Below are 25,098 nucleotides of genomic sequence, written 5' to 3'. Positions count from 1 at the left end.
CGGCGCGGCGGATACCGACACCGGGGAGGAGGGGTTAGCTTTCGATTTTGCTGACGTTTACGGTGTCATCGTCGTTACGCTTTACACCCAGCATGGTATCGCCATCGACTTCGATAATGCCGTCAAAGTAGTCGGTCATTTCGTCATAGCTGACTTCATCAAGGTCATCCAGCCGGTAGGAAGAGCCATCCGGCAGAACAAACTGACCATCCAGCGTGGCAAGGTCATACGCCAGCGGGGTAACCGTGAAGTAATACTCATCGGTGAACCAGACCGCGCCAACCACCAGTGGGTGAGAAATGTGGAATTCGACGGTGTTATAGCCCTGCGCTGCGATTGCATCCAGCAAATCAATGAAGCCGGGCATCGTATCGCCATCCCAGCCATCAGCCGATAAGGAAGGCTTGAGGTTATCCCAGTCGCTCAGACTGAAAAACACTGTGCCCTCACCGTCATCGCTGATATGGGATGAAATGTACGTCGCGCTTGCTTTTGAAGCCATTGCAAACAGGAAGTCCTCATCGAGCACGTGTTTGAGGGAGGTTTTAAAAACCTTGTCAGTGCCTGCTGCCGGGATAATCGCTAACATGAAACACCTCAGTGGTTGTGTTGGTCTGTTTTTATTATCGAACGACTGAGTCTGCTGACGAAGGAAAAAAGGGGACAAAAAGAGGCTGTTTTCTCAATAAAATCAGAAAGATTGTGACGGCCCGAATTCAGATGAAACGGGCGCAGACGGGGGGTTATTTGCTGGCGGATTCGGCTTCGTAAATGACTTCGTCGGCCCAGTCTCGATCAAATCCCGGCATCACCGGTAATGCTGCAACGACATCGGTAGGGAGGGCATCAATATAATCGCGCATGGCTTTTGCCACTTCCAGCAGTTCATTTTGCTTCATCATTTTCTCGCTCATTATCTCTGTCAGAAACCATCCAGCAGGAAGTCCACCGCACTTTTGATAGTGTGCCGGAACGGAGATGCGTCCATGACCGCCTGACCGAGCTGCTTCACGCGGACTGAAGCCATTTCATGCGTCATCAGGATAACGTCATTCCCTTCCACCTGTATGACCGGAGTTAATCGCGCAACCGGGGCCGAGGCTCCTTTTTTAAGCCGATGAAGGGGGATCACCAGGCGGGTATTTAACTCGCCAATGATGTCGCTCTGTATATCCAGCAGGTAAGGGTATGCCTGGCTGTTGCCGGGATTGCGGTAAACGGTATATTGCATTATCAGAACGTCCTGTATTCGTCAGACAGTAACCCATGCTCTTCAGTGATGCGGTTCAACTCCTGAATACCAGCACGATTCTGTCGTTTCCATTCTTCCGCTGCACTGGCCTTCAGTTTGCTCTGAAGCGCTTCTGCCAGCGTGGCGGACAAGTTAATCCCAGCGTCTTTTGCCTGCTGTACGAGCATTGGCTCAAGGGTGACACTGACGGTTTTTTTCTGGCGAGCAGCTGTAGCCTGCATGTGTCCTCCAATAAAAAAGCACGTGTCGATTACACGTGCTTTAAGTATGCGCCCATTTTATCCCACCAGCAAATTTGTTTGCCTCCGAGAGAGTCTACTGCGTCAGTTCAGCAGGTCAGATGGCCTAGACCGCAGAGGCTACGTTTTTCCAATCATGATAAGCAACACACGCCTGTTTGGCAGGTTGGCTGCAACTTTAGCTGCTTTATCAATGCTTTGTGCTGTATACACTACCCCTCTTTCTTTCAGGTTCTCCGCGTTCTGACGCAGCGTTTCCTCTGAAAAGCTGGACGACTCATCAATGCCAACTGGGCCGGGCTTTGCACCGCGCAAACTGAATGGCACAGGGCCATGCCAATCATTCTTTACCAGTAACAGTCGGGCATCAATGATCCGTCCTGGTAGCGTTCTTTCGATGAGGTAACTTTTTCCGGTTCCAGTGCTGCCAATCAGGCAAACGGTGTAACCGAAACGCAATGCCCATCGAATGATTAGAGCCCAATACCGCGCCCGGAACGCGGAAATGACAGGCATTTCACCTGGTCTAAATACCGCTGCGAAAAGACATGAATAGCTATATTTCTCAGCGTTACAATCTTTCATAAAACTTTATCCAGTGATGTGTTTTTGGGGAATTTTCTGCCCGCCCAGCAGGTAGCTGGTGTATCTGAAGTACATAACATCTTGTAGTTGCCTCTGACTATCTCTCTGGATATAGACTTATCAAATTCATTTCTATCCATATCAAATAGCCAGTAGAACCCATCAGCATAGATAATTGTGGTTCGATTGGGATCCGAAGCTACGACGCGAGCATCCGTAATCAAATTCTCCTCATAGCGCAAAGGCGAAGCGGAGAAAAAGAATATTATTAATACGAACCAACTCCCTATGAAACACGGTAAAACATGTTTTTTGCAATCCTTTAAACCATCTTTGTTGCCTTTCATTTTGTAGTCATAAAGACCAAGCAAAAAAAGTAAGAAAGAAAAAGCAAACCCCAGAAAAACGTGAGTATAAAACTGATGGATGCCGTCACTCCATGTAATACTGATACTTCCAGCATTTGTTCTTTTTGTTGTTATTTCTAATACGGAAATGAAAATGGCTGTTAACTGACTAAAACAAAATATTTTTATGCTTAATTCAGACTTAAACGCTTTGTTATATACTAATACAATCACAAAAAGTATTACGATTACAAAAGCTGTAATCATAAACTCACTCATCATCATGAGCACACTGTTATTAATACTGTAATTTATGTTCATCATCACTCCTTAATTTCACAACTTTTCATCATTTTATTTGAGAATTGACAGGCTTATCGAGTAGGGGGTTTAGCGTCCTTGAATATGTTCGCTCGTGTGGCGCTCACTAGACACCAGATAACAGAAGAAAGCAGAGCAAGCATTGCGTAAACCATTCGGAAGTTTGAATCCCACTTCGCGGTTACTATTGATTCATCGACCGCCTCGCGAACGCAGGGAGATTCGATAAGTGTCGGGGGAGTCGTGGATTGTGGCTCTTCGGTACATACCATTAGTTTGCCGACCGGAGCACCATCAATGACAGCCCTGGCTGCACTAACCAGATGCGCTGAAGGTGAACCTGAATAGTTCATGCAGATGAACGTGATAAATAAAGCAATCGCCGGGCCGGAGACCAGAGTGAAGAATGCGAAGCTGCGGCAGGCCGTAGTATGGCGATGCAAATTAGCGAGAAATGTCATCATGATTTGTCACTCTGGGTTTTAGTCGTATCCGACTCGGTGTCACATCGCTGGAAAGCTACTTGAGGAGGAATTTGATCAACCCCGGTAAAGCAATATTTCAGGGATAGTTGCTTTTTTCCCTCATCCAGTCCAACAAAAAAGATATCGACCGGATCTTCATGAAGTAGCTCTTTTGAGAGCCGGTTGTAGGCCATCCAGCTCCCAACCATATCGACCATTGGCTTAAATTTATCAGTTGCGTTATCTGTAGGTTTAAATGGAATTACACGGAAACCATTCCATCGTGAGCAACGAACCAGCAATTGAGCATCACTCTGAAAGACGTCCAGATCAGTGTTATTTGTCAGGACTTTACACAGCGACTTGAGATCGTTACCCCTGACCTCCAGTTGGCTGAAGCTTCTATAATACTTTTCACATCCAGTTAAGTGCTGAGCGTAGCACTGCTTCAACAGTGTTGTGTCGTTACTGGCCTGCAATTGAGTATCTTTCGCCACATAGGCATCACTGATAAGAAAATCGGGATAGAGGTGTCCCTCCCATAGCAGTTTCTCGGCGATAGCGCCCCCCAGCACCACCACCAATAAGATAAAAAAAATTGGGAACGTCTTACCCAGAGGTATTTTCATAAATCTCACCAGTCGTTAATTTGAGGTAAATTTGCTTTCCAGATTCAGAATGCATTTTTCATGTGCATACATGACGGCGGAATCATGGCCGTAATAGAGTTCGCCATTTTCACGCTGCCACTCACGCGCTTTTCGGGTACGGAATGCTTCTGACATATGTTTTCCACACAACTCACATGGCCCGAAAAAGTCGCTGCTGCGGCCTGTTGATTTTGTGAGTCTGACGATATTGCCTGTAGGTCTACCCATACTGCCCCCTGTGCTGCTGGCATTGACCGGCTGTCTGCCGTGCTAAATGAGTGGTTATTTATCCGCGTCATCATCGGATTCTTTCGGCACGAGTTTTGTATAGCTAAATGTCATATCAGAGGGACGGATCCCATAGCGCCACGGCTTTCTGCGGTAGTTAACTGCCTCGCTTACCATCCAGCAGATAAGAGCGATACCCGCCACTATCAGGTAGCCTTTGAGCAACAGCGAGTCCCATTGTTTAATGGCATCATCGGCATTCACCACGTGTCGCTGGCATTCTGAGGAGCGGAACGCGGCAAACACTGCTTTCTCTTCAGGGCAAACCATGACCGAGGTGCTGGTGGCATTTCCAACCAGACTACGGGCCTGATCGAGGAAGACCTTGGATGGTGAACTGGTAAGAACTGTGCAGAACAGAATGAGCAGTAACGCAACTGCCGGAGCAGTGACAAACGAGAAAATGAATGCCTGCCCGGATTTCCATAAAACGTCGCTGATGTAAAATTTCATGTCGGTGTTTCCTCTTATCGGTATTCAGGCCCAGAGCAGCCCGGGGCTTAATTTATGCTGACTGGAGTCCGCCAGATTGTTTCTCTTCAGCGCGGGTATTCCAGCGCGTCACAGCGGCTTGTTCGGAGTCCTGAAACGCCACCGTGGCCTCACAGGAATTGCAGCAGGCGCGAAAATTATTCGAAATCTCCCGAACCCGGATAGATGAACAACCGCAGAAAGGGCAGGGCTTGACGTTATCGTGTCTCATCGTATTTCCTCGCTGGTGGGCTTTATCCACCGAAGCTATTGAGCCGAATTTCAGGTTCATCACCGAGCTCGTACATGTGTCCCATTTCGTTCATGATGGTGCTACTGCCATTGAACCAGGTAACCATGCATCGCCAGTGCTGACTGCCGTTTTCACCCCAGCGGCTCACGCCCGCAGCATCCATTTCGTCTTCAGTGATAAAGAAATCCGCGCCCGGCAGTTTCTCGGCATCAAGGCAGATCTCAGGCTCAACGACGAAGCAGATACCGTTGCTGTTCATGACGTACATACGCCGCTCAAGGGTTTCAGTACTGACAATGACCTGCTTATCAGAAGTAAGGTGTGATTTAGTGACTTCCATGCGAATCAGGTTCTTTGCATTAGCCTGTCCACTCGCAAAAACCATTGACGCATTGCGAACCATTAACTCAGCAGCTTCTTCACCGAAGCTACGAAGGCCCATCAGTGCAAGCAACTCACTACATTCGGCTTTACCGAGGTTGCCAGTAGTCAGATTAACCACGCCTTGTAGAGTGCTCAGTTCAACCGGTTGTGACCGGAGGATGTCGCGAAGCAGTGTATTACCCGCCGTGCCCGGGTCGCTCCAACTGGAGGATTCGGGACGCTGATTTTCAAGAAATAGGGCGCTTTGCAGTAAAGCCGCTGGTGGCTTTCCGGCAAAACTCAGTTTTACTCTGACCGAATCGAATGGGTGCATGACGGCGGTTTCTCCATAATATCGTGAAGCTAAAAACTGTTTTAATCCTATTATCCCACCGGTCGACAATTGACGAAGTAATCGGGTATGAAATGGACACCCCTTCGATAATTCACATATAGCGAAGCCTTTACGCCTTTGTCTTATCCGCAGGCTGGGGAATGCAATAACTTAAGATGGTGATAGTTTCCCCACGCTTTGCTTTAGGCGCGGCACTCTGGCATTCATCATAGGTTTTGTAGTCAGGTATTTTCTGAGAGGTGACACCACTTGGATTAAGACCACTTGAATAAAGCCCAATCACGAGAACTAAAGTAAACATGTTATTACTCCAGAATGTATTGATGGAAAGTAAGTGAGAATGCCATTATCCATTTCTCCTAAAATCCCGAAAAAACTTTTCAAGAAAGGTACTTTTCGGTTACTTCAGCGTAAGCATACTTAGATCGCAAAATGAGTGAATAAATAACTTTGCTCTGCAATTGTTTTTGCTGAACTTCAAATTAATCAGTCATCGATTTCATCAGGCAAGTGAAAAGCTGAGACGTAAAGCTTGCCATCATGAAAATCCAAACCATCTTGGCAGTGATAATCGGAAATTCGAGAGTGCCAATATAATAAATAATAATTATCAATCCCCCCAAGGCCAGACATCCAAGGAGACCTGCTGCTGCCTTTAGGAAATCACTGCCTTCAGGATTCTGGAATGTGAATCCAGTTATAATCAGCGAGGAAAAACAAGCGAACAAACAAGTTCTATACAAAGGCCAGTCCCCGGATATAACATTTTCTCGAATAAGCACTGCCCATATCAAAAATTCAATGCTGAAAATAATCAGCGGAACTGCGAGCACACGAAATGAAAGTTTTTCATATAAAGTGGTAATAATTGATGTCATAGCAAACCCCGCTTGCAATATTCAAATTAATTTTCGTGGTTTTTACCTGCTTTTAACAAACGCGTTATTTCATCAGTAAGGCAGAAACTTTTCCCAGATGATGGTTTCCCGATAACCACAACGTGACCAGTACTTGGAGTTCCCTCTACTTTAAAAAATGCAAGTTTTGCATCGATAATTTTATTTTTCATTGCATCGGTAACCTTGTATGACGTGGGGGTAAATTTTGTGCGTTAATGTTCAATGATAATATTAATCGCGAAATACTGTATCTATAGGGTCTGTTGATTAAGACTATCCCTCTTGAAGTAAAATACAATCATCATTCCTATCTGTATGGAATAGGAAGCCAATTCAGCATATGTTACATAATTGCTTGTGATGAAGGAAAAACCTCGCGCGATTACAAGTAGGAGTATTGATGCAATAAACACTAAAACCCAAACGGTAAGCATTCCCAGCACTGAAAGAAAGTACTCATATTCATTTGGGTCGTAAAATACAAATGCTGTTGAGAATATTGCAATAATACATAACGGAAGTGATGTAGCGAGTTCCGACCATTGAAGGTCAATTTTTCCAACCACCAGCAATGTAGAAATGACAGCGTACTGTATAGCCGATAGAACTGTTACCGGAATCGCAGCTCGAATGAACTTAAAAACAGAATGTTGTGTTTTAGCCTGGTTTTTCATGTGTTACCACCTGTCATTTGTTTCGAAACCAATCATAACCAGAGTGATAGATTTCAGAGTGAATAAACCACTACAAAACGCCCCCATTTATTGCTGGACATCATCCGCAGGAGTGGCATAAAACTCACGACCTGACGCGCCGAGTTTTTTCTGAAGCTTCTTTGTTGCTTCAGCCTGACTTCGGGCCTTGAAATAGAACGTCCTGATAAAATCCCCATTGTTGTAGTTAACGTCCTCTGGATTTGCCCATTTCTGCATAGCAACAAACCGGATAGAAGGCTTCGGGATGGTTTTCACCTCGACATACCCCCGGCCCTTGCAGCGAAAACACACACCGCCTTGAACGTGCCGGAACGCTCGGATCTCACCCTTACCACCCAGACAGCGTGGGCATTCAATTTTATGCATAGCAACCTCTCGACTGTTGATTAACGAATTTCGCGCCTGAAAGGGGGCAGGGATGCGAGGATGTCTTTCCCGTAGGCTTTTGTCTTCAGGCGTTTATCCAGGATAGTCACCGCGCCGGTATCGCTCTCTGTGCGGATAAGCCGACCAACGGACTGGGTCAGTTTGAGGCAGGCCTCCGGTATCGAGATTTCCCGGAAAGCATCACGCCCGTTTTTCTCCAGCCACTCCGTCAGGGTCTGGCCCACCGGGTCGGTCGGAACGCTAAAAGGCAGCTTGGCAATGATGACGTTGTTGCAGTACACGCCAGGCAGATCCACCCCTTCACTGAAAGAAGCCATACCAAAGATAATGCTCGGCTCACCACGGTCGATTCTGAGCTTATGGCGCAGCAGTATTTCCCGTTTTGGAAGTGCCCCCTGTATCAGCAGAAGCGGTGAAATGTGTTGAGGCATCGCCTTGCTGACTTCTTCCATCTGCCTGCGGGAGGCGAACAGCACGAGGCAACCCTGAAGCCGAAGCACCAGTTTGGGAAGGAGTTCGATGATCTCCGCCGTATGTTCTTCATGATTGGTCGGAACCGAGCGCATACGGGGGATGAACAACACGCCGTTGTTCTGGTAATCAAACGGGCTGCGGGCCAGCAGGGTAGGTGTATCGACTGGAAGACCGGCCTGCTCCAGGAATGCGTCAAACTTGCTAAGGGAGCGGATTGTTGCCGAGGTCACAATGGTGGCATAAGCCTTCGACCAGAGCTCGGATTTCAGGTGTTCGCCCGCATAGACCGGACTGCAATTAATCACCACTTCGGTGCTGCGTTTAGTACGACGGACGTTAATCCACCGGGCCATAGGCATACCAGAGACGGTTTTATTCCCGCAGTATGAGGCCAGAGCCTGATGCATACCCGCCAGGCGATTTGCCAGCTCGCCGACAGCCATCTTTTGAAGGGCCAGTTCTTCCTCGCTGATATCCCGCCCGGCCTCATCTACAATCGCCGTCATTTTCACAACGATATTCTGCATCTCGTTTACTGTCTTTAACCCAGGCTTAAACAGGGCCGCAATATCTTCAGGAACGAAACCTTCCGGGAAGCGATAGATGTCCGATTCCGTGCCATTTGGCATTTCGTGATCGTTTCGCCAGTTCAGGGAGCGTAAAAGTGTCCCCCGCAGCTCACCGAGCTCATCACCGGCATGGCCCGCAAGCTCCACCAGCTGCTGCACGTGCTTTTCCATAGTCCCGCCGTAGGACTCTGGCATGGTCATTACCATGTCGAAGATTTCGCTCATGAAATGCCTGCTGGCATCGAGAGAGGCGGAGGTCGCAAAGTGGTTAATTGCTTTCTGCGGAACGTGGTGACCTTCGTCGAACACATAAATGGACTCTTCCTGCGGGGGAAGGATAATACCGCCTCCCAGTGACAGGTCAGACAATACGATGTCATGGTTGGCGATAACCACATCCACCGACTCCAGCAGGGCGCGGGCGAGGAAGAACGGACAACGGTGATAATGTGGGCAACGCTTTTTAGGGCACTGACTGCCAATAGCATTGACCCGACCCCATACCGCCTCATTGATCTCATCAGGATAGGAATCACGCTCTCCTGTCCAGTGACCACCAGCAAAGGCCTTGCTGATATCCTCCACATCATCGCGGATGTAGCCATAGGCATTCATCTCGCTTTCCATATGAACGTCACAGCGCATCTGGCAGAAGTAACGGCTACGGCCCTTCGCCATCGCATAGGAGAAGCTCAGGCCCGCTCTCGCCTGTATTTCTGGCAGATCCTTGGAGATGATTTGTTCCTGAAGCGCAACGGTTGCCGTGGAGATGATCAGCGTCTTATGCTTTTCCATCGCCAGGGGGATCAGCGGCAGACAATACCCGAGTGTTTTCCCTGTCCCCGTACCGGCCTCAATAACCCCGACGCGATACTGCTCCTCAGCGGGGGTAGCGTTAACGACTGCGCTGCAAAACGCCATCATGTCTACCTGCCCGGCACGAGGGGACAGACCCTTTGCGTCCAGGAAGAAGTGATAGGCTCGCTCAGTCATTTCAGCGGCAGTCATCCGGGGTTTATTGTCTGGCATATCCGTACCTTGTCCTCTGCTGCTCAGGAGGCACAGCCCGGCAGCGGCTATCGAAGTCAGGTACATCCTCATGCTGGTGGATGTACCGGGTTCATCAGTCTTCCAGTGAATGGCCTTTAAAGCGTCTCACATAGCGTTTAATTTCAGTTTCGGCCTGTTCCAGTACAGCTCGGTTGCAGTGCTCAAGAACACAGTAAGGCCCATGTGCTGGCCCGCCATCGCTGGTTTCGCAGGCATCAAGCTTGAGCCGAACGGAGGCATCGAAGATAAATTGGGTGATTTTCGCAATGGAGATCTGGTCTTTGTCTTCCTGCTCTTTGGTGTCGATGACATCGCCGTTATACACGTCGAAATCGAGCCGCAGGCGGTAAACTGTGTCGATTGCCATAATCGGATCCCTTCAGAGGATGTCGTAGATGACTGGGACGCGGCCACGTTCTACCTGTTGATTCAGGGTGCGGAAACCACCGTGATCAACGATGTAGAATTCACCCGCCACGGCGGAGCGATGGAAGTCGGCGAGCTCTTCAGTGCCAAAGACGAAAACCGGGGTTCCAGAGGGGACGGTCATGCAGGCAGTTTTTCCGCCATAGCCGCGAACCGTAAAGGTGATTACCCCATCCGCGCTGGTGGGCAGGAAATCGGCGAAAATCGAATGAAAGGCTTTATTCGCCTTATCGCTGAATACGTCGGTCAGTGTCTGCATGATGCGCCCCGTGATCTCGTTTTATGTTGTACTGATACCAGTACAACACGGGCCCGGCAGGTGACGAAGGCGATACGTCGGGTATTATCAGAATGAATATGTCGGTCTGAAATGGTTTATCAGTGAGCCATCAGCTCCGGCCCCGGGACGCGAATCAACGGTCGTTATGCTGTAGCACCTCCACGAACTGTCCGCAGCTGTCGCAGCAGTACTCATTGGCGAACCTGCCATCGTCTTTCCAGTTGTTTGCCCCGCAGCGGCAGAGCAGTACACGTACCTGAGAAGGGCGGATGCGAGCTTGACCGAATTTGGTTGTCCACTGAGGCTCGCCATCAAAGCGAAAAGAGTCAATGCGAAACCTGCTTTCGCGTTCGTAGGTGTTGAGGTATTTGAAGTACAGCTCTTCAGAGAGAATGGCATCGGTCATCGTGTATTCCCTGTCTGGCCCCGTGGAGGGTGATTTGCGGCAGAGTGTTGCGTTGCGAAAACTGCCAGGTTGTCGGAGCCATTACACCACGGGTCATACAGGTCACGAAGGGGGTTACTTACCAGCCAGCGCTTTCTCTTCCCTGGTAGCCAGGCGCATTTGCCCGAAACCTTCACGGATCAGCAACGGCTTTTCTTTCTTCCAGCCCTTAACGACGGACTCACCGAAACGACGCGGGGCGTTACCATTCCAGGTGGCTATGACGTGGTTATCATGGACTTCGACAATCACGACCGGGTGGACGACAACTGTTTTAAGTGTGGTGTTGCCCATATTTACCCGGCTAACCGACCAGACACTCATCCCGACTTCCAGCTGGCTTATTTTCATCTTCATTTCCTTCTAAACGAACGTAGTGCGCCACGGCGTAATGTCGTGACGCACATTACCATGCCCGGGGCTTATCAGAACATAAGCCAGGTGGCGTTACCGGCAGTATTTCTGGACTGGTAGGCTTTTGCCTGCGCGTGAAGCAGCTTCCACAGCTGACGAAGTGTAGCAGCATGATTTTCACCACCAGCATTAACCCGCAGTTCGCCGATCTCGCGGGTAACAGTGAAACAATTCCGGCTCTCATCCCAGCCTGAATGTTCACGCGCTTCCACCACCAGATCATTAGACGTATCAGGGCCGGTCTTTGCTGCATTCAGCACGAACTCCGTTTTAACAGTAATACGGCTGGCGTTATCCGGCGCATCCAGAAAGACGGTGAACCCCTCAGTTCGGCGGTCAGTTATACGACGGCTCCCCCAGGAGGTGATCCCCCTCTGGACACGCATCATTGAAAGAGCGTGGGACTCGGTTGCCTGCACTGTGCGATACAGGTCGGTCAGGGAAGAAAGGCTGAAGCTTTCAGGGGCAGTCTGGATAGCGTCGGTCATGGTAGATCCTCGGTTATATGGTGTGTTTTCTGGCTTCAGTAGCTGTCGTTTGCCACGTAATAGGACGTGCCTGGATAGAAGTAGCGGTAATCCGGCTGCATGTCATTGGTGATGACGGATGCTTCTTCCCAGACCCCGCTGGTGGACATAAACTCATCTGTCGTTTCATTCTCCAGCCGCATATAGCGTTCAGGAGCGCATTCCGCCCAGGCGCGTTTCACCGTATCCCAGTTAGCGTACTGGCTGATTTCAATATTCAGGGGCGCATTCTTCTCAGGCTGGTTACGGCGGGAACTCAGCACGAAATTCAGCTTCAGGACGATACGACTGTCGTTGTCAGGAGTATCCATCCAGATCTGGTATTCAGCCGTAGGCCGGGATGACTGGTTTTTGCGGCCCCACGAGGTGACACCGGTTTTAACCTGGACTATCGAGACTTTATGCGCATCAGTCTTGCCAACGCTGGTCATCAATTCAGACAGACTTTTAAACATGGTGCATCCCCAGTGATTATTGGTATGTTCGTTTTGTTTACTTATTAAATCACTGGTTACCCGGGTGACGAAGTCAGAGCCGAGTAAAAAAAGGACAAAATTTGCGGATTAGTGGCTGGTGGTGGTATTGGCCTGCGGGACAGGGCCATCGAACAATTTGTCAAAAAATTCCACGCCACGCTGGTACACATCGCGCAGCTCCATATCTTCACGCTCGGTCAGGCCCATCTTATTGAGCACGGCAAGGCCGGTACGAAGGCGAGGAATCAATACGGTTTCCAGATAGATCCTGCGGCCCGCAATAATTTCCGGGGATGCTTCATTGATGTAAAAATCAACGGTTTTCGTGATGCTGAAGTGCTTTACTTCGCTCATCGTCTGGTACTCCTCAGAATGATGTCATGATACTCGGTTTGATTCAGGGGAGGGGAGCAACCCGGGCAAACAAGCCCGGGCGCAGGCAGCAGTTATTCGAGACCCAGTGCAACGTGATCGCCATCATCAGAAAGGCGAATGAATAGCATCTGCGTACCGCCGCTCAAGCCGAACTGGAGATCCCAGCCTGGGACAGAAGATGTCTCGCATTCACGCACATCGATGACCTGGTCACGGTAGAGCAAGAAGCGTGTATCAGACTTGTCATCTTCAGCGACGTGGGCCATCTGATCAGCAAATTTGTCTTCGAGGTCGAACCAGCTTTCCAGCCAGACCTTATCAGAGACCAGGCTGATACCGCAGGCGGATTCCGCCGTGCCGGTCACAGCCTCAGCGACTGGTTCTACAGAAGTCATATTAAATACCGCATCAACTACCAGTGCCTGCTCTGAGGTCGCCGGGTAGATACCTTGCAGATAAACGCTATTGCCGTTCACTTCGAAGCCGTCTTCAAGACTGATGTCGTCATGATCAACGTCATAAACATCCGCGAGGTTGCGAAGACAGATCAGGTTGGCTTCATCTTCGTTCTCCGCTTCAATGCGCATCAGTGGCAGTTCGCCACCACTGGAGTCGGATTCATAGTAGTGAACGTAGAATACATTTTTCTCTTTGCTGGTGGTCATGGCGTTGCCCCGTGTTGTTCGTTTTGTTTACTTATAGTCTCACGGGGTATTCAGGTGACGAAGGAAATCGGGCATAAAAAAGCGGGGATTTAACCCCGCCAGTTTTGATATTTATAATTATGCCAACATGTAGTTCCAGCGCAGTTATTACTTAGGCCTTGGGCCTTTTCGTGTATTACTTTTTTCTGGCTCTTCCACCGACTCTTCTGCTGGTTTTTCCACCGACTCTTGTGTTGGCGTTGTAGTGGCTGCGGCTGCTGCTGCGGCAGTAGCGGTTGAATCGTCATAATCAGTGGTAGCAGTAACATCACCCGATTCAGTCATATGGAGAGTGACAGTGACAGGTTTGCCATCAACAGCAAAATTGAGACTAACTGAACCTTTCATCTTCAGTAAGAGTGCGGCCCGGGTATATCCATCGGAAAGTTTTAAACCAACAGAAGCTAAAGCATCAGCAATTTTGTTATGAATATCGTTGCTCATTTTCATTCCTTAATGTGTGTGTATTAGCGGAATATCAAATCATAAGACTTCAACTGAAAAAGGGTCAGAAGTGAAAAGTTATTTTCTATACGTATGATGGCACAGGAAGGTGGGGTGACGAAGAAGAATAAGCAAAAAAAAAGCGGGGTATTATCCCCGCAAAACTACACACAGCAATTCAATAAAACAACTTCCAGGGGGGCGATGCACACATCACAACTTCGGTCTGTCAGACGGGAACCGGCCTTGGGCGCTTGTATCCCATTTGACGAAAATTTGGTTTTAAAACCGGTAAATCGTTACTCTTTCTTCCTGCTACCCCGGTCTATCACCGGGGTAGCGGAGTCCGCCATTCTCGGCAGCGCCAGCTGATCAGATTACATAGACTCAGATTTAAAGTTACGCGTTCGCATATAACCTCCTTAGTGTGGGCCGGTTCACTGGATTGTGAATTGTCAGTAACGCTAAATTTGTAGACTTCAGGTCTACAGCCTGGCTTATATAGGCAGGCGCGGCAGTTTTTTAAGAGTTTGAACGTAACGAGAGCATTTACATAAATCCTCCTTTCTGTAGCTGACCAGATTTAACGTCTTTGTCTATTCAGTGAACCATACCCTATTCATGTGACGAAGGTTTCTGAGTGTAAAAATACGTAATAAGCAACGCTATTATCGCTAATTCTAAAAATAGGGCGAATTAAAATACCGGCAAAACGCGGACGTTTATACCGGTATTATTTCTGAGCTGCTGGTGCAATATCGCGAGGTAAGCTGTAGTCAGCGCGGCAGGTACTTAACGGCTAGGCTTGCTGGTGGTTAAGGCCTCATCCTGCGCCAGCAACGTGATCACATCCCCGGCAATCTCCGGGCGGATACCAGGCGATTTATGCGCGGCATGGGCCGCGACAGCCAGCGGTCTCCAGTTGAGTGATGCTGCAATACGTCTGATCTCTTCAATAACCCGGAATGTATCGCTCTCCAGCGCCAGACCCGCACGGGCGGTATCGAAAGATACGCGCTGCGCCGAAGTGAGCGGCGAGTGCTTCTTCAGTTCTGCGGTGATGATACGCTGCGCTTCAGCACCGATTGACGCGCCACCTTCGACGACCCCGGTTAAACCGACGAGCTTACCTCCATCACTGCGGCTATTATCGTCTTTAACCCTGGGTGGCGGGGCCAGGGCGGTCAGATCCACGTCCTGCTGTAAGAGCTCCAGCAGGTCAGCCAGCATATCGGGTTTAATCACACCTTTTAAACCCGCTGCGCGTTTCGCTAGGCTGACAGGAGAACGGCCCAGGCGGGCGGACATCGCAATAAGGCAATTAGCCAGAACAAAGAGGTCATCAACCCCAATCAGTGGCGCACACTCTTGCCTGAACGTCTGATCATCCCGGAATGCAGGAGCTGGTGGGGCCGGTTTAGGCGTTTTGGCCTTTGCCTGCGGCTTGTCATAACCACGTAGGGCTTTTTCTGCACTGTCTGAAACCTTACGGATGCTTTGCGTCAGATCATCACCACCTGCCAGGCCTGCGGTCAACTGAAGCATATAATCGAGCCTGCCGAGCATGTCAGGGGAAGCAAGCCCGGTCGCTATCTTCTGGCTGATGTCGTTAAGGTTGCTGAGTATACCACCGGCGATTTTAGACGGAGGAGTAACAACCGCCTGGACATTATGGCTGGTATGAATTTCCCGCGACACCAGGGTGAGGACTTTGCGCCAGTCAGGTTGTACACCAGCATCAAGCGTCTCAAGGTGGCTTATTGCATTTCTCAGGCTATCCCATCTGGATAGCTGTAGAGGGTCACCGTTCTGCTTTCCTGATTTCAGCCACTGAACGAGGTAGACGAAGTCAGATGTAGCTGAGGCCACCAGCCCGGCAATAACGCGCTCTCTTGCTTGAGGCGTTGTAGGGTTAGATCTTCGCACCGGCAGACGGTCATTTTTATGTGCCGTTGGTCTTTTCATTTCGAATATCTCAACTTGGTTCCATCAACGATAACTCCGCGCCCGGGAGCCAGACAGCATGAAACAATGTATTTACCATGTTTGATAAAAGCGCAACCGGCAGCGCCGTCAAAAAAATGCTATATGACAGCGCTGGTTAGAGCAGAAAGATTCAGGGAGGTTTTACATCTACTCTCGATCATCTGTGAGGAAGAGATGCAGTTGAGTCACAAAGGCATCGAGATAAGGGGTATTTCTGGCATTGTCTGCAAAGTTCATTTTGGCATTGGTGTCGTCGTATACATGCATCCAGCCGCTGTTTCTGGCAATACGACGTACATCAGTATTTGCCGGGTAGAGTTTCCCAATAGCTTCACGCAGACCTTCAATTTCTGAGATCAACTGCCGGGCATTCGCAGCAGGCTCAGGAGCCGATGGGACGAGAACCCGGAATTCAGCGGTTTCCGGCTGCATCTTAATCACTTCAATGACTTTGTCCCGGGCAACGGAATTCCATTCAGTAGTCATGCCGTTGTACTGGTTTCGGATGCGGAACTGGTAAACCGGCTGCTGTTCGTTAACAAGCAACCAGGCATCGGCAAGTGCAAGATAGAACGAGACAGGCCGGTTTATCATCTGGTGTTCCTGAAGGGCTTTTTTATAGCTATGGACATCTTCAGGAAGGACATCAGTGATACTGGAGGTGAATTTTAGCGGATCCAGTGGACAGACCGGGCCGATAACCCTAAGCACAGCAACAGGATTATTACCATCATCAGTAAACCAGAAGTCATTTTCTGGGCCGATATTGAGCCTTACATCTGCGGTCTGATTCTCTGCGAGAACGGCCTGCACCCGACGACCGTTCTGCCACCAGCGTGGTGTACCTTGCATACATACCTCGTACAGGAAATTAGCCCGAAGCCCACCTGCTGGTGGGCGGTCGGAACACAAGTCTACTGAAGGTACTGCTCTGCCTGAGCAATACGAGAAAGAGTACCGGCATTCGGTTCAATCATCTGGATACGTCGGCTGTCCTCCAGTAAACCGGCAATAAGGTGCTTGTCGGTATATGGGGCATCGTCATCCCCGAGCATACGGCGGATAGCAGATAAATCGCCGGATGGAACCGGGTATACCGACTCAATAAAGAGCTGGTCACCGTGAGGATTCTCCCACTCATATGGGGTTTGGGCGGAAGCAGCAAAACCCGAATCATTCAGACGTGCGAAATCTTCAAGCGCCTGGAGGCGGGCCGCAGATTCATCGGTAGCGTAGATTAGGATCATTCGCGCCGTCTCAGGCGATGAGCAGAACAGCAAAATGAGAAATGGCAGCATGTTATAGACTCCTTCAGTTTGCGACTTGTTGAGCTGGCGGTGTGGCTACGCTAGTGAGTTGCTTAAGGCGAATGTTCAGCTCATGAATTACATCATCGCGTTTGCGCCAGCTGGTGGATGGTAGAGCCAGGAGCGCTTCAGCTTCGGACACGGAGAGACCGGCCAGGTGAGCTTTCGATGAAATCTCTGCGTTATATAATTGCTTCAGCACAATCAATGAGTGCTGGGAGGATGCAGCCATCATCATGAAATGGCGAAGCACCGCACAATAGATTTGAGTAGACATATTAAGCCGCCTCGTTCAATGCGTGAGGTAATGATTAATGGCATGTTCAACATAGCCAACAGATTTACCCACCAGGTGTGCAAGCTGCTGCACATGATGATGGTGAACTTCACGGCACGGGCCAAATGAAGTGGTGTAGCGATACCAGAGGCTGCGGCCTACAGAAAAAAGTTCTTTCTCTGTCTGCGGGCGAACTGGATAACAAACAGGACGTGCAGATGTAGTGCGACGAACGTTATTTCGTACTTGATGAATTGCAGTATTCATAAATCACCCCGCGTATGTTTTTCGTTTTGTTTACTAACTTCAGTTAAACACACGCTGGGTGGCTGACGAATAGAAAATCCATAAATAAATGAGCTAAAGATTTAAGCTCTTTATGAAAGAATTATTCTGGGGTTGGAAACCAGATAATGTCCGAAATAGGCTTATTGCCCGTCAGTAAAGCGAGGCTGGAATGCAGTTCTTTAACGACCTGCTTATTATCCTGCGTTTGCTCAAGTGCGGTTATAGCCTTTAGCAGGGTATTTGCCACAGATGCTTTAGCATATGCCTGCGGTGAGCCGATTAGCACCTGACGCATTAGCTCCGCATTGTTAGAAGCCAAATAGCCTTGCTCCTCGGAAATTCTTTCTGCATCGGGTGCTGAAATAACCAATGCGGCAAGTTCGTGATCGTTTGCATAGTTGATAACATCAGATAGCATTTCGAGAGCTGTGGTATCTGTCATGATAAAGCCGTCAGCTACCCACTGAGGAGCAACATCGAAGCGAACTACCCAGGAATAAGGTTTAACGTTTGACATACAGAGACCTCATTAAAGAGAGATATAAGCGTCGGGATTTTCTTCAACAGAAAGAAACTCAATATCTTCGAGATGCATTCCTGCATTACGAATGCCTACCTCGGATAACCACGACAGTATTGTTTCATGATCCGGTTCACCAGAAAAATCAACAAAGGCTGGAAGAGCCCAGTCGGGTGTATAGCCAGCGCTATACATTACAGTGGCAGTAAAGCGCCCAATGTGGGGAATTTTGAAAAGGATGGATGCCTGCTCAGGGGTATTAATTACCATGCCGTGATGATAGACGACATCCCAGTTTACCCCATGCTCCCCTGTATTTCCTCGATAGAGATGGTGGCGGTCAACGGCCCAAAGGACACCTTCGCTATCCAACCAGCAGAAATAATTATTATCTGGGGATAACGTGATCCCAAGGTTCATTAACTCCGCCACCAGCAAGCAAGGGTTAATATCAGTTACAGTTTTAATAATCGTCAGCCCCATCTCGGTTCCGGTAGTAACTGTCAGTACCTTGGAGGCACTGATCCAGAATTGATAACCTGCTTCTTTAGCCTTCGCGATTAAATTAAACATTGTTGCTTCCCATTGAATGGCAGTTAGGTCAATAACAACATGAGGCTGGTGGGTGACAAACAGGGAATCTGACGATATTTCAAGAAAGAATTTAGCGATGAGAAATGCAGGGGGAACAATATGGTCTGTACTTGCCAGCGCTTCGCTCGGCCAACCCCTCGACAGCCCGAAAACAAGTTTCGGTCTGCCTCACGGTTATCTACTGACAAAGGCGGGGATTATTCGGGGTACTGTATGAACTACACAATTTCAATCGGAACAAAAGAAAGCAGCAACCCCTAAACAAATGATTGAGAGTAACCAGAAAAAGGCGAGTACTACTACAGCGCTTAAAGATAGTGGAACGGTTTTTGATAGCATAACGCCCATACCTACACCAAATGAACATAGTGCGATAGATCCTAATTTCAATTTGCTCTTATACGAAATTAACATTGGCTTCTCCTCAAAATAGGTGTGGTGCTTGCCAGCGCTTCGCTCGGCCAACCCCGAGACAACCCGAAAGCAAGTTTCGGTCTGTCCCGGGGTTCCGGGTAACGGCCAGACTTACCGCAGATCTTCTTTAGCGTTAATCATATGACATATGAATAAGAATTAATCACGATACAACTGGATAAAACTCTCCACACGGGTTCCATCACAATAGCTCGGCCAGGCGTTCATCACAGGTAGTTCTTCTGTTGTGAATCTTCCCAGTGCGAGAGCTACAGAATACCAGACCGGGAAAATCGTATTGGCTGATGTCATATTCCCATTGTTGATTAACTCATAGAGTCCGCGTCCATTAGCCCATGCACTTTCTGGTGTATCACCGGCAAGGTAGTTATCCACCCAGATGGATGGTGACAGAGCCTGACCTTTCGCCAGTCTCGCTAACAACTCGTACCACTTCAGATATTCCGTGGTTCGCAGTGAGAGAATCGGGATTCCGCCACGTCTTAACAGTGCTGCCGCAGAACGTGAGTCTACCGGTGCGGCAATTCTATCCAGGTGGTTACGGGCTTGCTTTATCCGTGCTGATATTCCCGCAGGGCTCACTCGGGAGATGTATTTCTCCACCGTCTCAGTAGCTTCAGCGATATCCGGGGCCAACGAACCATCAACATGGAGGGGACATAAAACAAGGCCGGTATCATCGTGAGTCACCCAGGCAGAATTGTCAGTCGGGTTCCTGACGATAGACAACGACTCACTTTGACCCAAGATCGTTAACCTGAATGACTTAAGCCTTTCGGCTATCCAGCTGCCTCCATCACCAAAAACCTCAATGCGCTCGTGACTCATACCGCATCACCTCTACAAGTGCTTTACATTCAGACCTAATCATAACGGCTTCCCCGTTCGGAACAAAATCAGGGCATAGCCAAACCATACTCAGGAAATTTACAGATATGTCGATCTACAAAACGCGCTCAAAACGCTCAGGCGCGTTTTAATCAATCCGATCGTGAAAATACCAGGGGGATAAGCTCAGAATCGTTCTGAGGCGATTCTGGCGTGGTTTTATCCCAATAACGGATCCTTTTGCGAATACAGATCGGTTTACAAGGGAATTTGGCTGGTATGAGACGGAGATGATCCACTTTGATAATCTGAGCGATAATTTGTTAATGGTTTCGTTTTGTTTACGCGTGTATCGGGAGGGAAGTTATTCCGAACGAGGGTATCGACTTCATATTGTCCGTTTCGATAGCCGATCACAATTTCTAAGCGGTACTCGCCGCGACAAAAACCCCCGGAGGAAATTCATCTTTCCTCCGACATCGTGCGGTTTGATTATTACCATGCTCAACCTCCCGATGTAAAAATAGAGAAAACCGACGCTATCGCTTCCGCTTTGTTTACCTTCCATATTCGCGCCCGCGAAATAGTCCGCTGCATTCCCACCCGATCATACCCGGGCGAAAACACTCGCGATCATATTGCGATCATCCTGATTCATTTCCGCCGCGATAAGTCCGCTATCGCCTGAAGGCTCACTAACAGATCGCCTGAAGGCTCACTAACAAAAATACCAGGTCATCGCCTGGTATTCATGTATATCCGTTATGTTTACTCCAGAGCGGTTTGTATTTCTAAAGCTGTTTTCTTAGGTGAGTTATTCGAAGTGAAAGTGCCTGCCGAATTGCACGGTTTTTTCGTAACTCATCACGCAACCAAATAAGCTGACCTTCATACAGTTCGATAAGCGCAAGTTCTCGCTGGCTTGCATCCTTAAATTTCGCTGGTGGATATGATTCGCCTTTGTTGAGAGGTAGGTATTTGGGAACGACACGATCAATGCCTCCACCAGCTTTGCGCAAAGGTGTCAATCTGGCCCAGCGGATCCTGATAGTTGTTCCTTGCCTGGTTACGTTAAAGCTGTACCGTGCCTTCTCGTCATCAGCAATAGCTTTGTCCCAGTATTCCTCCCGAAGACTATTGGCCTCGTTAAACAGAAGTTCTGCGGCTGAATCAACCGCATCACGAGCCTTTTCCAGATCATTGATGTACCCGACGAGTTGCATAAAACCACCTCGATGTTTTTTGATTAGGACTTAACCCCAAAAAAGAGAATCTCTATTATTACGCCAGAACTCTATGTTTCTGGAGAAAGAGAAAACTCCTTTTCAGGTTCGATTTTTAGTTTTCAGTTCCAAAACAGGAAAGATTGATTCTCCAGTTAAGTATCTTTCTGGGTGTTCTCATTTTTTGCATGTTTCTGGAGAATACAATGGCAATCTGGTGATTGAGCTATTAATATCTATCTGTACGGGTACTTTTATCAAGCCATTTTATTTTAATCAAGCAGTTTGCCAATCTCTATATGATATGGCAGAAAACTACGTTTCTGGGCATTTCTGATTTTTAATAGGTTTCTGGGGAATATAATGGAAACTTACTTCCCCTAATGTAGAGGCGATTAACGGGATGACGCCCACCGCTGCACAAACCTCTTAGTAAACGATTATGTAGAGTCGCTATATGATATGGCAGAAACTTATGTTTCTGGCTTTTCCACTTTTTGTTACCTTTCTGGAGAATACAATGGCAAACGCAGCTGAAACTTCCATCACCTCCCTCCGTCTTCAGGATCAATCCTAAATCACAGTAACTTCATAGTGATTTATGTCACATTTTGTAGGTATATATACTAGTTTGAGAGAGTTTTTTTGGGGGGGAAGTGAAGGGGAGATATGCATATTTAAGTGAAATTATAACTTGTGCTTAAGTAAAATTTTCACGAAGTGTACCCTTGAGTAATCGCCACAACATACCTTAATTCACCTCACCGAAGCATGTGTTTTTAGTATATATACTCCGCGAAATCCCCAGGCGGAAAGCCAATCTAAATGTGTTGCCCTCATACATTACCACCTAATTTCCTCAGTCTGATTTAGGTTAGGGGTTAAGGTTTTTAGGGCCGGATTTAGCCATATATGACGTCCAGTTTCATGCAGCATTTATGTACATATCTGACATTTTAAACGTCCGTATCTAGCCATTATTAATGTCAAAAATGGGGACGTTTTGCCGATAAAAAAAATGGTAATCGATGATCGTTTGAATACCATGTTACAACTTGTTAACGGTTAATTCCCGACGTTGACAGAGGGAGGCCACCTTTCTTTACGTTAGTGCGAACCCCTTTTTGGCGCTCAAATGTTATCGGAGTGGCAGTAATTCATTTTTAACTTGCAGGGTTAACGAATGAGCAATGACAAATTGGTTGTCTGCGGAATTGATATTGGATACAGCAATGTAAAAATTGCTGTAGGGGATTCAGCGGATGACAAACCCACAGTCAGTATTTATCCGGCCTACGCTACGAATGAGCCAGTAGATGATGTGCGGCTGGTAAAGCGTAGCTGCGAACATGAAGTGTTGGTGTACCCAGGAGGTAAAGAATGGCGGGCTTTTACCGAACGCCCCGATGCGCGTGAGCTGCATGACCGTTACCACATGACAGAAATGTACCTGGCACTATATCTGGCCTCACTGGATAAAATCACTGCTAAAGCAGGCAATGAAATCGACCTGGTAGTAACTGGTTTACCTGTCCGTCTTGCTAATGAAAGTGAACGCGCGAAACTGACTGCGAGGCTCACCGGTACGTTTACTATTGCGCCAGGAAAAACAGTGACTGTTAAAAAATGCCTCGTTCTTCAGCAGGGCGTTGGTGTCATCAATGACATCGTTAACAGACCGGGCCTTATCAGTCAGGAAGAATTAGAGAAGTCGACCATTCTCGTGGTTGACCCTGGCTTCTTCTCGATGGACTACATCGCCTTTAAGAGCGGAAGCAGGGTATCAGGCTCTTCAGGTTCATCATTAAAAGCAACCAGTGCAATTATCGAAAGCATTGTGAACCGCCTTAATGCCGATAACCCGGAAGAGCGAATTGATGATCTACCAGAAATTATTGAAATCGCTCTCCGTAACAATGAGCAGTCTTTCTTTAATGGGTTCCGCCACATTTCCCTACGTCCTCTGCTTGAAGAAGCTATTCCCTCCATCGCCAGTGATGTAGTCAAAGAGTTGCGAAAATCGACAAGGGTTCTCGGGCCAGTCCATATCATTGCAGCTGCCGGTGGTGGGACAAGGTTCTACGAACAGACCATACGAGAAGAATTCCCCCGAGCCAGGATCGTATCGAGCCCGTTGCCTGTTGCCAGTAATGCCATTGGTTTCTGGAACTATGGCGTTGACTTGATGCTTTACGGCGATGATTGAGCAAAGGGGGTTTCATGCAAGTTCGAGTGACGATTAATCCAATACTGTTTCCAGAGCTGATTAATTATCTGGAATCAAAACAGTCTGGCCAGCGCAGCAGTTCACTATTGGCGCTGGCAAACCGAGCATTGCTAGCAGGTGACAGTTTTATACCCGGTATCGTCCGTGAGACTTCAAAAAAACGTAAATCAGAACAGAAGAAATCAGTCCGTGGGCCGAATACAGAAAATGAGACTGGTCTGATGACTAGTCAGAGAGACGGCCACTTACCCAAAGTAAATGAGGACACTGAACCAAAATTTCGTCACGTGGTTAGCAACGATATAGTCAATACAGGCCCGCCATTTTGTGTGGGCAGTGATATTCAAGAGTTCGAAGTTAAAGATGACCAGTTATCGACGGCGAACCTTACCAGTAAGCCTGAGATTGCTGGAAAAATACCGGATCCCAATCCTGGAGATAAATCGGGCGTTGGGGAGACAGGCGACAATCAAGATAGCGGCGTTAATGAAAAGGTTACACCAAGGCGTGTTCGCATAAGTTGATGCCGTTGTAGGGTTTGTGGGGAGGGGAAATGCAGATAGCAACGAAGAGTTTGGTGCTCGCTTTACTATGTGCTGCTTACTGCACGAGTACGAACGCCAGGCTTGTAGATCTTCGTGGCACTTCTTGGGAAAAGCATTCCCAGAAAGAGTGTGGCCTCGATCCGTACCTTCTCTACGCGGTGGCACTCACCGAGAGTAAAAATAATGCAGGAACCAAGGGGTATGTTGTTCCCAGCCCCTGGGCATTGAACAACTATGTTTATGGGTCGTATTACCCGACAAGTTATGAAGATGCAAAGAGAGCGCTAGCCCGCTATCTCTCAGCCACTCCGGTAACAGATATTGGAATCGTTCAAATTAATTTTCGTTGGAACGGACAGTATGTTAACCATCCTGAAGAACTCCTGGATGTCGATACAAACATCCGAATCGGGGCAAAGACTTTGTGTGCAGCCATCAAAGCTAACCCTGGCGATATAGAACTGGCGATAGGTGGATACAACACTCAAAACCCTAAGTTGGAAGGCAAGGCTCGTGAATATGGTCAGCGCGTATTACGCGTATGGAAGAGGCTTATCGAAAATGATTAATCAAAATTTGTATTTTCTACAGACTGCCATCTCAATTATTACCCGTGCGCAATCGTTGTATAAAAGCCCTTTTGAGTTAGCAGAAGGAGACCGGGAATTTTTGATAGAGAAATCTAATCAGGCCAAGCTCGCTTTATCGATGGAGAAGTATGACTTGCCCATCTTTAATATCTGTCATGATCCCGAGCGCAAGATATCTACTGAGGTAGAAAAATTCGTTCGTCATGACTCATACATCCTACGGCTTGCCCTGCTGGTATTCAGTGTTCGTGTTTTCATTAATACGGGGACTGTTGCCCAAACGTTCTACTGGTTTGATAATGAAAAAACCGTACAGCTTGTCGAACGTATGGATGATGCACAAACAATCGATGCAATCATAACCGGCAAAATATATTTTAAACCTATTCGTCCATTTGCCGATTTAGTAGATTGTGACTTCAGTACAGTTATTGGAGCCCCCAACCCAACCTTAGAATTAACAGGTTACTTACAGTCGCGCTATTCTCATTGGAGTAATTGATT

At 48.1% G+C, this 25,098-nt stretch carries 40 protein-coding genes; 5 read left to right on the top strand and 35 right to left on the bottom strand.

The window, feature by feature from the left end; translation table 11 throughout:
• Window positions 1-34: 34 nt before the first annotated feature.
• From HII27_RS18955 to mobI, 35 genes are all read right to left on the bottom strand, one after another.
• Complete coding sequence (locus tag HII27_RS18955; RefSeq protein ID WP_007372288.1) at window positions 35-589, bottom strand: hypothetical protein; 555 nt, start codon at window positions 587-589, stop codon at window positions 35-37.
• Window positions 590-743: 154 nt separating this feature from the next.
• On the bottom strand, window positions 744-902 hold the full coding sequence (locus HII27_RS18950) for a hypothetical protein (protein ID WP_016241558.1): 159 nt from the start codon (window positions 900-902) through the stop codon (window positions 744-746).
• Between the two features lie 20 nt (window positions 903-922).
• A complete protein-coding gene (locus HII27_RS18945; RefSeq protein ID WP_007372286.1) occupies window positions 923-1,231 on the bottom strand; it encodes a CcdB family protein in 309 nt (102 codons plus the stop codon).
• Between the two features lie 2 nt (window positions 1,232-1,233).
• On the bottom strand, window positions 1,234-1,473 hold the full coding sequence (locus HII27_RS18940; protein ID WP_007372285.1) for a type II toxin-antitoxin system CcdA family antitoxin: 240 nt from the start codon (window positions 1,471-1,473) through the stop codon (window positions 1,234-1,236).
• A 138-nt stretch (window positions 1,474-1,611) separates the two neighbouring features.
• On the bottom strand, window positions 1,612-2,076 hold the full coding sequence (locus HII27_RS18935) for a hypothetical protein (protein WP_008786596.1): 465 nt from the start codon (window positions 2,074-2,076) through the stop codon (window positions 1,612-1,614).
• Window positions 2,073-2,747 carry a hypothetical protein gene (locus HII27_RS18930; RefSeq protein WP_008786597.1) on the bottom strand — a complete coding sequence of 225 codons (675 nt, stop codon included), beginning with the start codon at window positions 2,745-2,747 and terminating at the stop codon, window positions 2,073-2,075. Before HII27_RS18930 ends, HII27_RS18935 begins: the two co-directional genes overlap by 4 nt.
• 457 nt (window positions 2,748-3,204) lie before the next feature.
• Window positions 3,205-3,837 carry a hypothetical protein gene (locus tag HII27_RS18925; RefSeq protein WP_043016703.1) on the bottom strand — a complete coding sequence of 211 codons (633 nt, stop codon included), beginning with the start codon at window positions 3,835-3,837 and terminating at the stop codon, window positions 3,205-3,207.
• A gap of 15 nt (window positions 3,838-3,852) precedes the next feature.
• Window positions 3,853-4,086, bottom strand: coding sequence for a hypothetical protein (locus HII27_RS18920; RefSeq protein WP_008786598.1), 234 nt, complete (start codon window positions 4,084-4,086; stop codon window positions 3,853-3,855).
• A gap of 54 nt (window positions 4,087-4,140) precedes the next feature.
• The gene (locus HII27_RS18915; RefSeq protein WP_008786599.1) at window positions 4,141-4,599 is read right to left on the bottom strand and encodes a hypothetical protein; all 459 of its coding nucleotides are present in this window, start codon (window positions 4,597-4,599) and stop codon (window positions 4,141-4,143) included.
• A gap of 52 nt (window positions 4,600-4,651) precedes the next feature.
• Entirely contained in the window at window positions 4,652-4,849 is a 198-nt protein-coding gene (locus HII27_RS18910; protein ID WP_032155220.1) for a Lar family restriction alleviation protein, read from the bottom strand.
• Window positions 4,850-4,871: 22 nt separating this feature from the next.
• Entirely contained in the window at window positions 4,872-5,567 is a 696-nt protein-coding gene (locus tag HII27_RS18905) for a hypothetical protein (protein WP_007372278.1), read from the bottom strand.
• Between the two features lie 130 nt (window positions 5,568-5,697).
• Window positions 5,698-5,889, bottom strand: coding sequence for a hypothetical protein (locus tag HII27_RS18900; RefSeq protein ID WP_016241560.1), 192 nt, complete (start codon window positions 5,887-5,889; stop codon window positions 5,698-5,700).
• 181 nt (window positions 5,890-6,070) lie between these two features.
• Window positions 6,071-6,466 carry a hypothetical protein gene (locus HII27_RS18895; protein WP_024196081.1) on the bottom strand — a complete coding sequence of 132 codons (396 nt, stop codon included), beginning with the start codon at window positions 6,464-6,466 and terminating at the stop codon, window positions 6,071-6,073.
• Window positions 6,467-6,492: 26 nt separating this feature from the next.
• A complete protein-coding gene (locus HII27_RS18890; protein ID WP_007372277.1) occupies window positions 6,493-6,657 on the bottom strand; it encodes a hypothetical protein in 165 nt (54 codons plus the stop codon).
• An 81-nt stretch (window positions 6,658-6,738) separates the two neighbouring features.
• Window positions 6,739-7,161, bottom strand: coding sequence for a hypothetical protein (locus tag HII27_RS18885; RefSeq protein WP_024196082.1), 423 nt, complete (start codon window positions 7,159-7,161; stop codon window positions 6,739-6,741).
• An 87-nt stretch (window positions 7,162-7,248) separates the two neighbouring features.
• The gene (locus HII27_RS18880) at window positions 7,249-7,569 is read right to left on the bottom strand and encodes a hypothetical protein (RefSeq protein WP_016241561.1); all 321 of its coding nucleotides are present in this window, start codon (window positions 7,567-7,569) and stop codon (window positions 7,249-7,251) included.
• A gap of 20 nt (window positions 7,570-7,589) precedes the next feature.
• On the bottom strand, window positions 7,590-9,662 hold the full coding sequence (gene dinG / locus HII27_RS18875; protein ID WP_016241562.1) for an ATP-dependent DNA helicase DinG: 2,073 nt from the start codon (window positions 9,660-9,662) through the stop codon (window positions 7,590-7,592).
• A 94-nt stretch (window positions 9,663-9,756) separates the two neighbouring features.
• Window positions 9,757-10,050: a hypothetical protein gene (locus HII27_RS18870; protein ID WP_007372274.1), complete on the bottom strand. Its 294-nt coding sequence runs from the start codon at window positions 10,048-10,050 to the stop codon at window positions 9,757-9,759.
• Window positions 10,051-10,062: 12 nt separating this feature from the next.
• Window positions 10,063-10,368 (bottom strand): hypothetical protein, encoded by a 306-nt coding sequence (locus HII27_RS18865; RefSeq protein WP_016241563.1) that lies wholly within the window; start codon window positions 10,366-10,368, stop codon window positions 10,063-10,065.
• A 154-nt stretch (window positions 10,369-10,522) separates the two neighbouring features.
• Window positions 10,523-10,795, bottom strand: coding sequence for a hypothetical protein (locus tag HII27_RS18860; RefSeq protein ID WP_007372272.1), 273 nt, complete (start codon window positions 10,793-10,795; stop codon window positions 10,523-10,525).
• A 114-nt stretch (window positions 10,796-10,909) separates the two neighbouring features.
• A complete protein-coding gene (locus tag HII27_RS18855) occupies window positions 10,910-11,185 on the bottom strand; it encodes a hypothetical protein (protein WP_007372271.1) in 276 nt (91 codons plus the stop codon).
• Window positions 11,186-11,259: 74 nt separating this feature from the next.
• Complete coding sequence (locus HII27_RS18850; protein ID WP_007372270.1) at window positions 11,260-11,736, bottom strand: hypothetical protein; 477 nt, start codon at window positions 11,734-11,736, stop codon at window positions 11,260-11,262.
• A 35-nt stretch (window positions 11,737-11,771) separates the two neighbouring features.
• Complete coding sequence (locus tag HII27_RS18845; protein ID WP_007372269.1) at window positions 11,772-12,230, bottom strand: hypothetical protein; 459 nt, start codon at window positions 12,228-12,230, stop codon at window positions 11,772-11,774.
• Window positions 12,231-12,338: 108 nt separating this feature from the next.
• A complete protein-coding gene (locus HII27_RS18840) occupies window positions 12,339-12,605 on the bottom strand; it encodes a hypothetical protein (protein WP_007372268.1) in 267 nt (88 codons plus the stop codon).
• Window positions 12,606-12,697: 92 nt separating this feature from the next.
• Window positions 12,698-13,291 (bottom strand): hypothetical protein, encoded by a 594-nt coding sequence (locus tag HII27_RS18835; RefSeq protein WP_007372267.1) that lies wholly within the window; start codon window positions 13,289-13,291, stop codon window positions 12,698-12,700.
• Between the two features lie 147 nt (window positions 13,292-13,438).
• Window positions 13,439-13,774: a hypothetical protein gene (locus HII27_RS18830; RefSeq protein ID WP_007372266.1), complete on the bottom strand. Its 336-nt coding sequence runs from the start codon at window positions 13,772-13,774 to the stop codon at window positions 13,439-13,441.
• 792 nt (window positions 13,775-14,566) lie between these two features.
• On the bottom strand, window positions 14,567-15,739 hold the full coding sequence (locus HII27_RS18825; protein ID WP_048213837.1) for a hypothetical protein: 1,173 nt from the start codon (window positions 15,737-15,739) through the stop codon (window positions 14,567-14,569).
• 168 nt (window positions 15,740-15,907) lie between these two features.
• Entirely contained in the window at window positions 15,908-16,612 is a 705-nt protein-coding gene (locus tag HII27_RS18820; protein WP_007372263.1) for a hypothetical protein, read from the bottom strand.
• 62 nt (window positions 16,613-16,674) lie between these two features.
• A complete protein-coding gene (locus HII27_RS18815) occupies window positions 16,675-17,058 on the bottom strand; it encodes a hypothetical protein (protein ID WP_007372262.1) in 384 nt (127 codons plus the stop codon).
• 13 nt (window positions 17,059-17,071) lie between these two features.
• Window positions 17,072-17,344: a hypothetical protein gene (locus HII27_RS18810; RefSeq protein ID WP_016241565.1), complete on the bottom strand. Its 273-nt coding sequence runs from the start codon at window positions 17,342-17,344 to the stop codon at window positions 17,072-17,074.
• 15 nt (window positions 17,345-17,359) lie between these two features.
• The gene (locus HII27_RS18805; RefSeq protein WP_007372261.1) at window positions 17,360-17,611 is read right to left on the bottom strand and encodes a hypothetical protein; all 252 of its coding nucleotides are present in this window, start codon (window positions 17,609-17,611) and stop codon (window positions 17,360-17,362) included.
• Window positions 17,612-17,732: 121 nt separating this feature from the next.
• Window positions 17,733-18,149, bottom strand: coding sequence for a hypothetical protein (locus HII27_RS18800; RefSeq protein ID WP_016241566.1), 417 nt, complete (start codon window positions 18,147-18,149; stop codon window positions 17,733-17,735).
• Between the two features lie 12 nt (window positions 18,150-18,161).
• Window positions 18,162-18,725 (bottom strand): hypothetical protein, encoded by a 564-nt coding sequence (locus tag HII27_RS18795; protein WP_007372259.1) that lies wholly within the window; start codon window positions 18,723-18,725, stop codon window positions 18,162-18,164.
• A gap of 594 nt (window positions 18,726-19,319) precedes the next feature.
• Complete coding sequence (locus HII27_RS18790; RefSeq protein WP_009652897.1) at window positions 19,320-20,009, bottom strand: hypothetical protein; 690 nt, start codon at window positions 20,007-20,009, stop codon at window positions 19,320-19,322.
• A gap of 791 nt (window positions 20,010-20,800) precedes the next feature.
• A complete protein-coding gene (gene mobI, locus HII27_RS18785) occupies window positions 20,801-21,232 on the bottom strand; it encodes a conjugative transfer protein MobI(A/C) (RefSeq protein WP_016241569.1) in 432 nt (143 codons plus the stop codon).
• A 73-nt stretch (window positions 21,233-21,305) separates the two neighbouring features.
• On the opposite strand from mobI, the gene HII27_RS18780 reads away from it, so the two are divergent.
• The 5 genes from HII27_RS18780 to HII27_RS18760 all read left to right on the top strand — a co-directional run bounded on the left by HII27_RS18780 (window position 21,306) and on the right by HII27_RS18760 (window position 25,096).
• The gene (locus HII27_RS18780) at window positions 21,306-21,569 is read left to right on the top strand and encodes a hypothetical protein (RefSeq protein WP_128297794.1); all 264 of its coding nucleotides are present in this window, start codon (window positions 21,306-21,308) and stop codon (window positions 21,567-21,569) included.
• A gap of 846 nt (window positions 21,570-22,415) precedes the next feature.
• Window positions 22,416-23,438, top strand: coding sequence for a ParM/StbA family protein (locus tag HII27_RS18775; RefSeq protein ID WP_007372253.1), 1,023 nt, complete (start codon window positions 22,416-22,418; stop codon window positions 23,436-23,438).
• A gap of 14 nt (window positions 23,439-23,452) precedes the next feature.
• Complete coding sequence (locus HII27_RS18770) at window positions 23,453-23,983, top strand: hypothetical protein (RefSeq protein ID WP_016241570.1); 531 nt, start codon at window positions 23,453-23,455, stop codon at window positions 23,981-23,983.
• Window positions 23,984-24,012: 29 nt separating this feature from the next.
• Window positions 24,013-24,573, top strand: a complete 561-nt coding sequence (locus HII27_RS18765) for a transglycosylase SLT domain-containing protein (protein ID WP_016241571.1) — start codon at window positions 24,013-24,015, stop codon at window positions 24,571-24,573.
• On the top strand, window positions 24,566-25,096 hold the full coding sequence (locus HII27_RS18760) for a hypothetical protein (RefSeq protein ID WP_016241572.1): 531 nt from the start codon (window positions 24,566-24,568) through the stop codon (window positions 25,094-25,096). The genes HII27_RS18765 and HII27_RS18760 overlap by 8 nt, the downstream gene beginning before the upstream one ends.
• The last annotated feature ends 2 nt before the right edge of the window (window positions 25,097-25,098 follow it).

The organism is Kluyvera sichuanensis, from assembly GCF_014218705.1.
GTDB lineage: Bacteria > Pseudomonadota > Gammaproteobacteria > Enterobacterales > Enterobacteriaceae > Kluyvera > Kluyvera sichuanensis.
The sequence above is the reverse complement of the archived record's forward strand: the minus strand, read 5'-3'. Positions and strand labels throughout refer to the sequence as shown.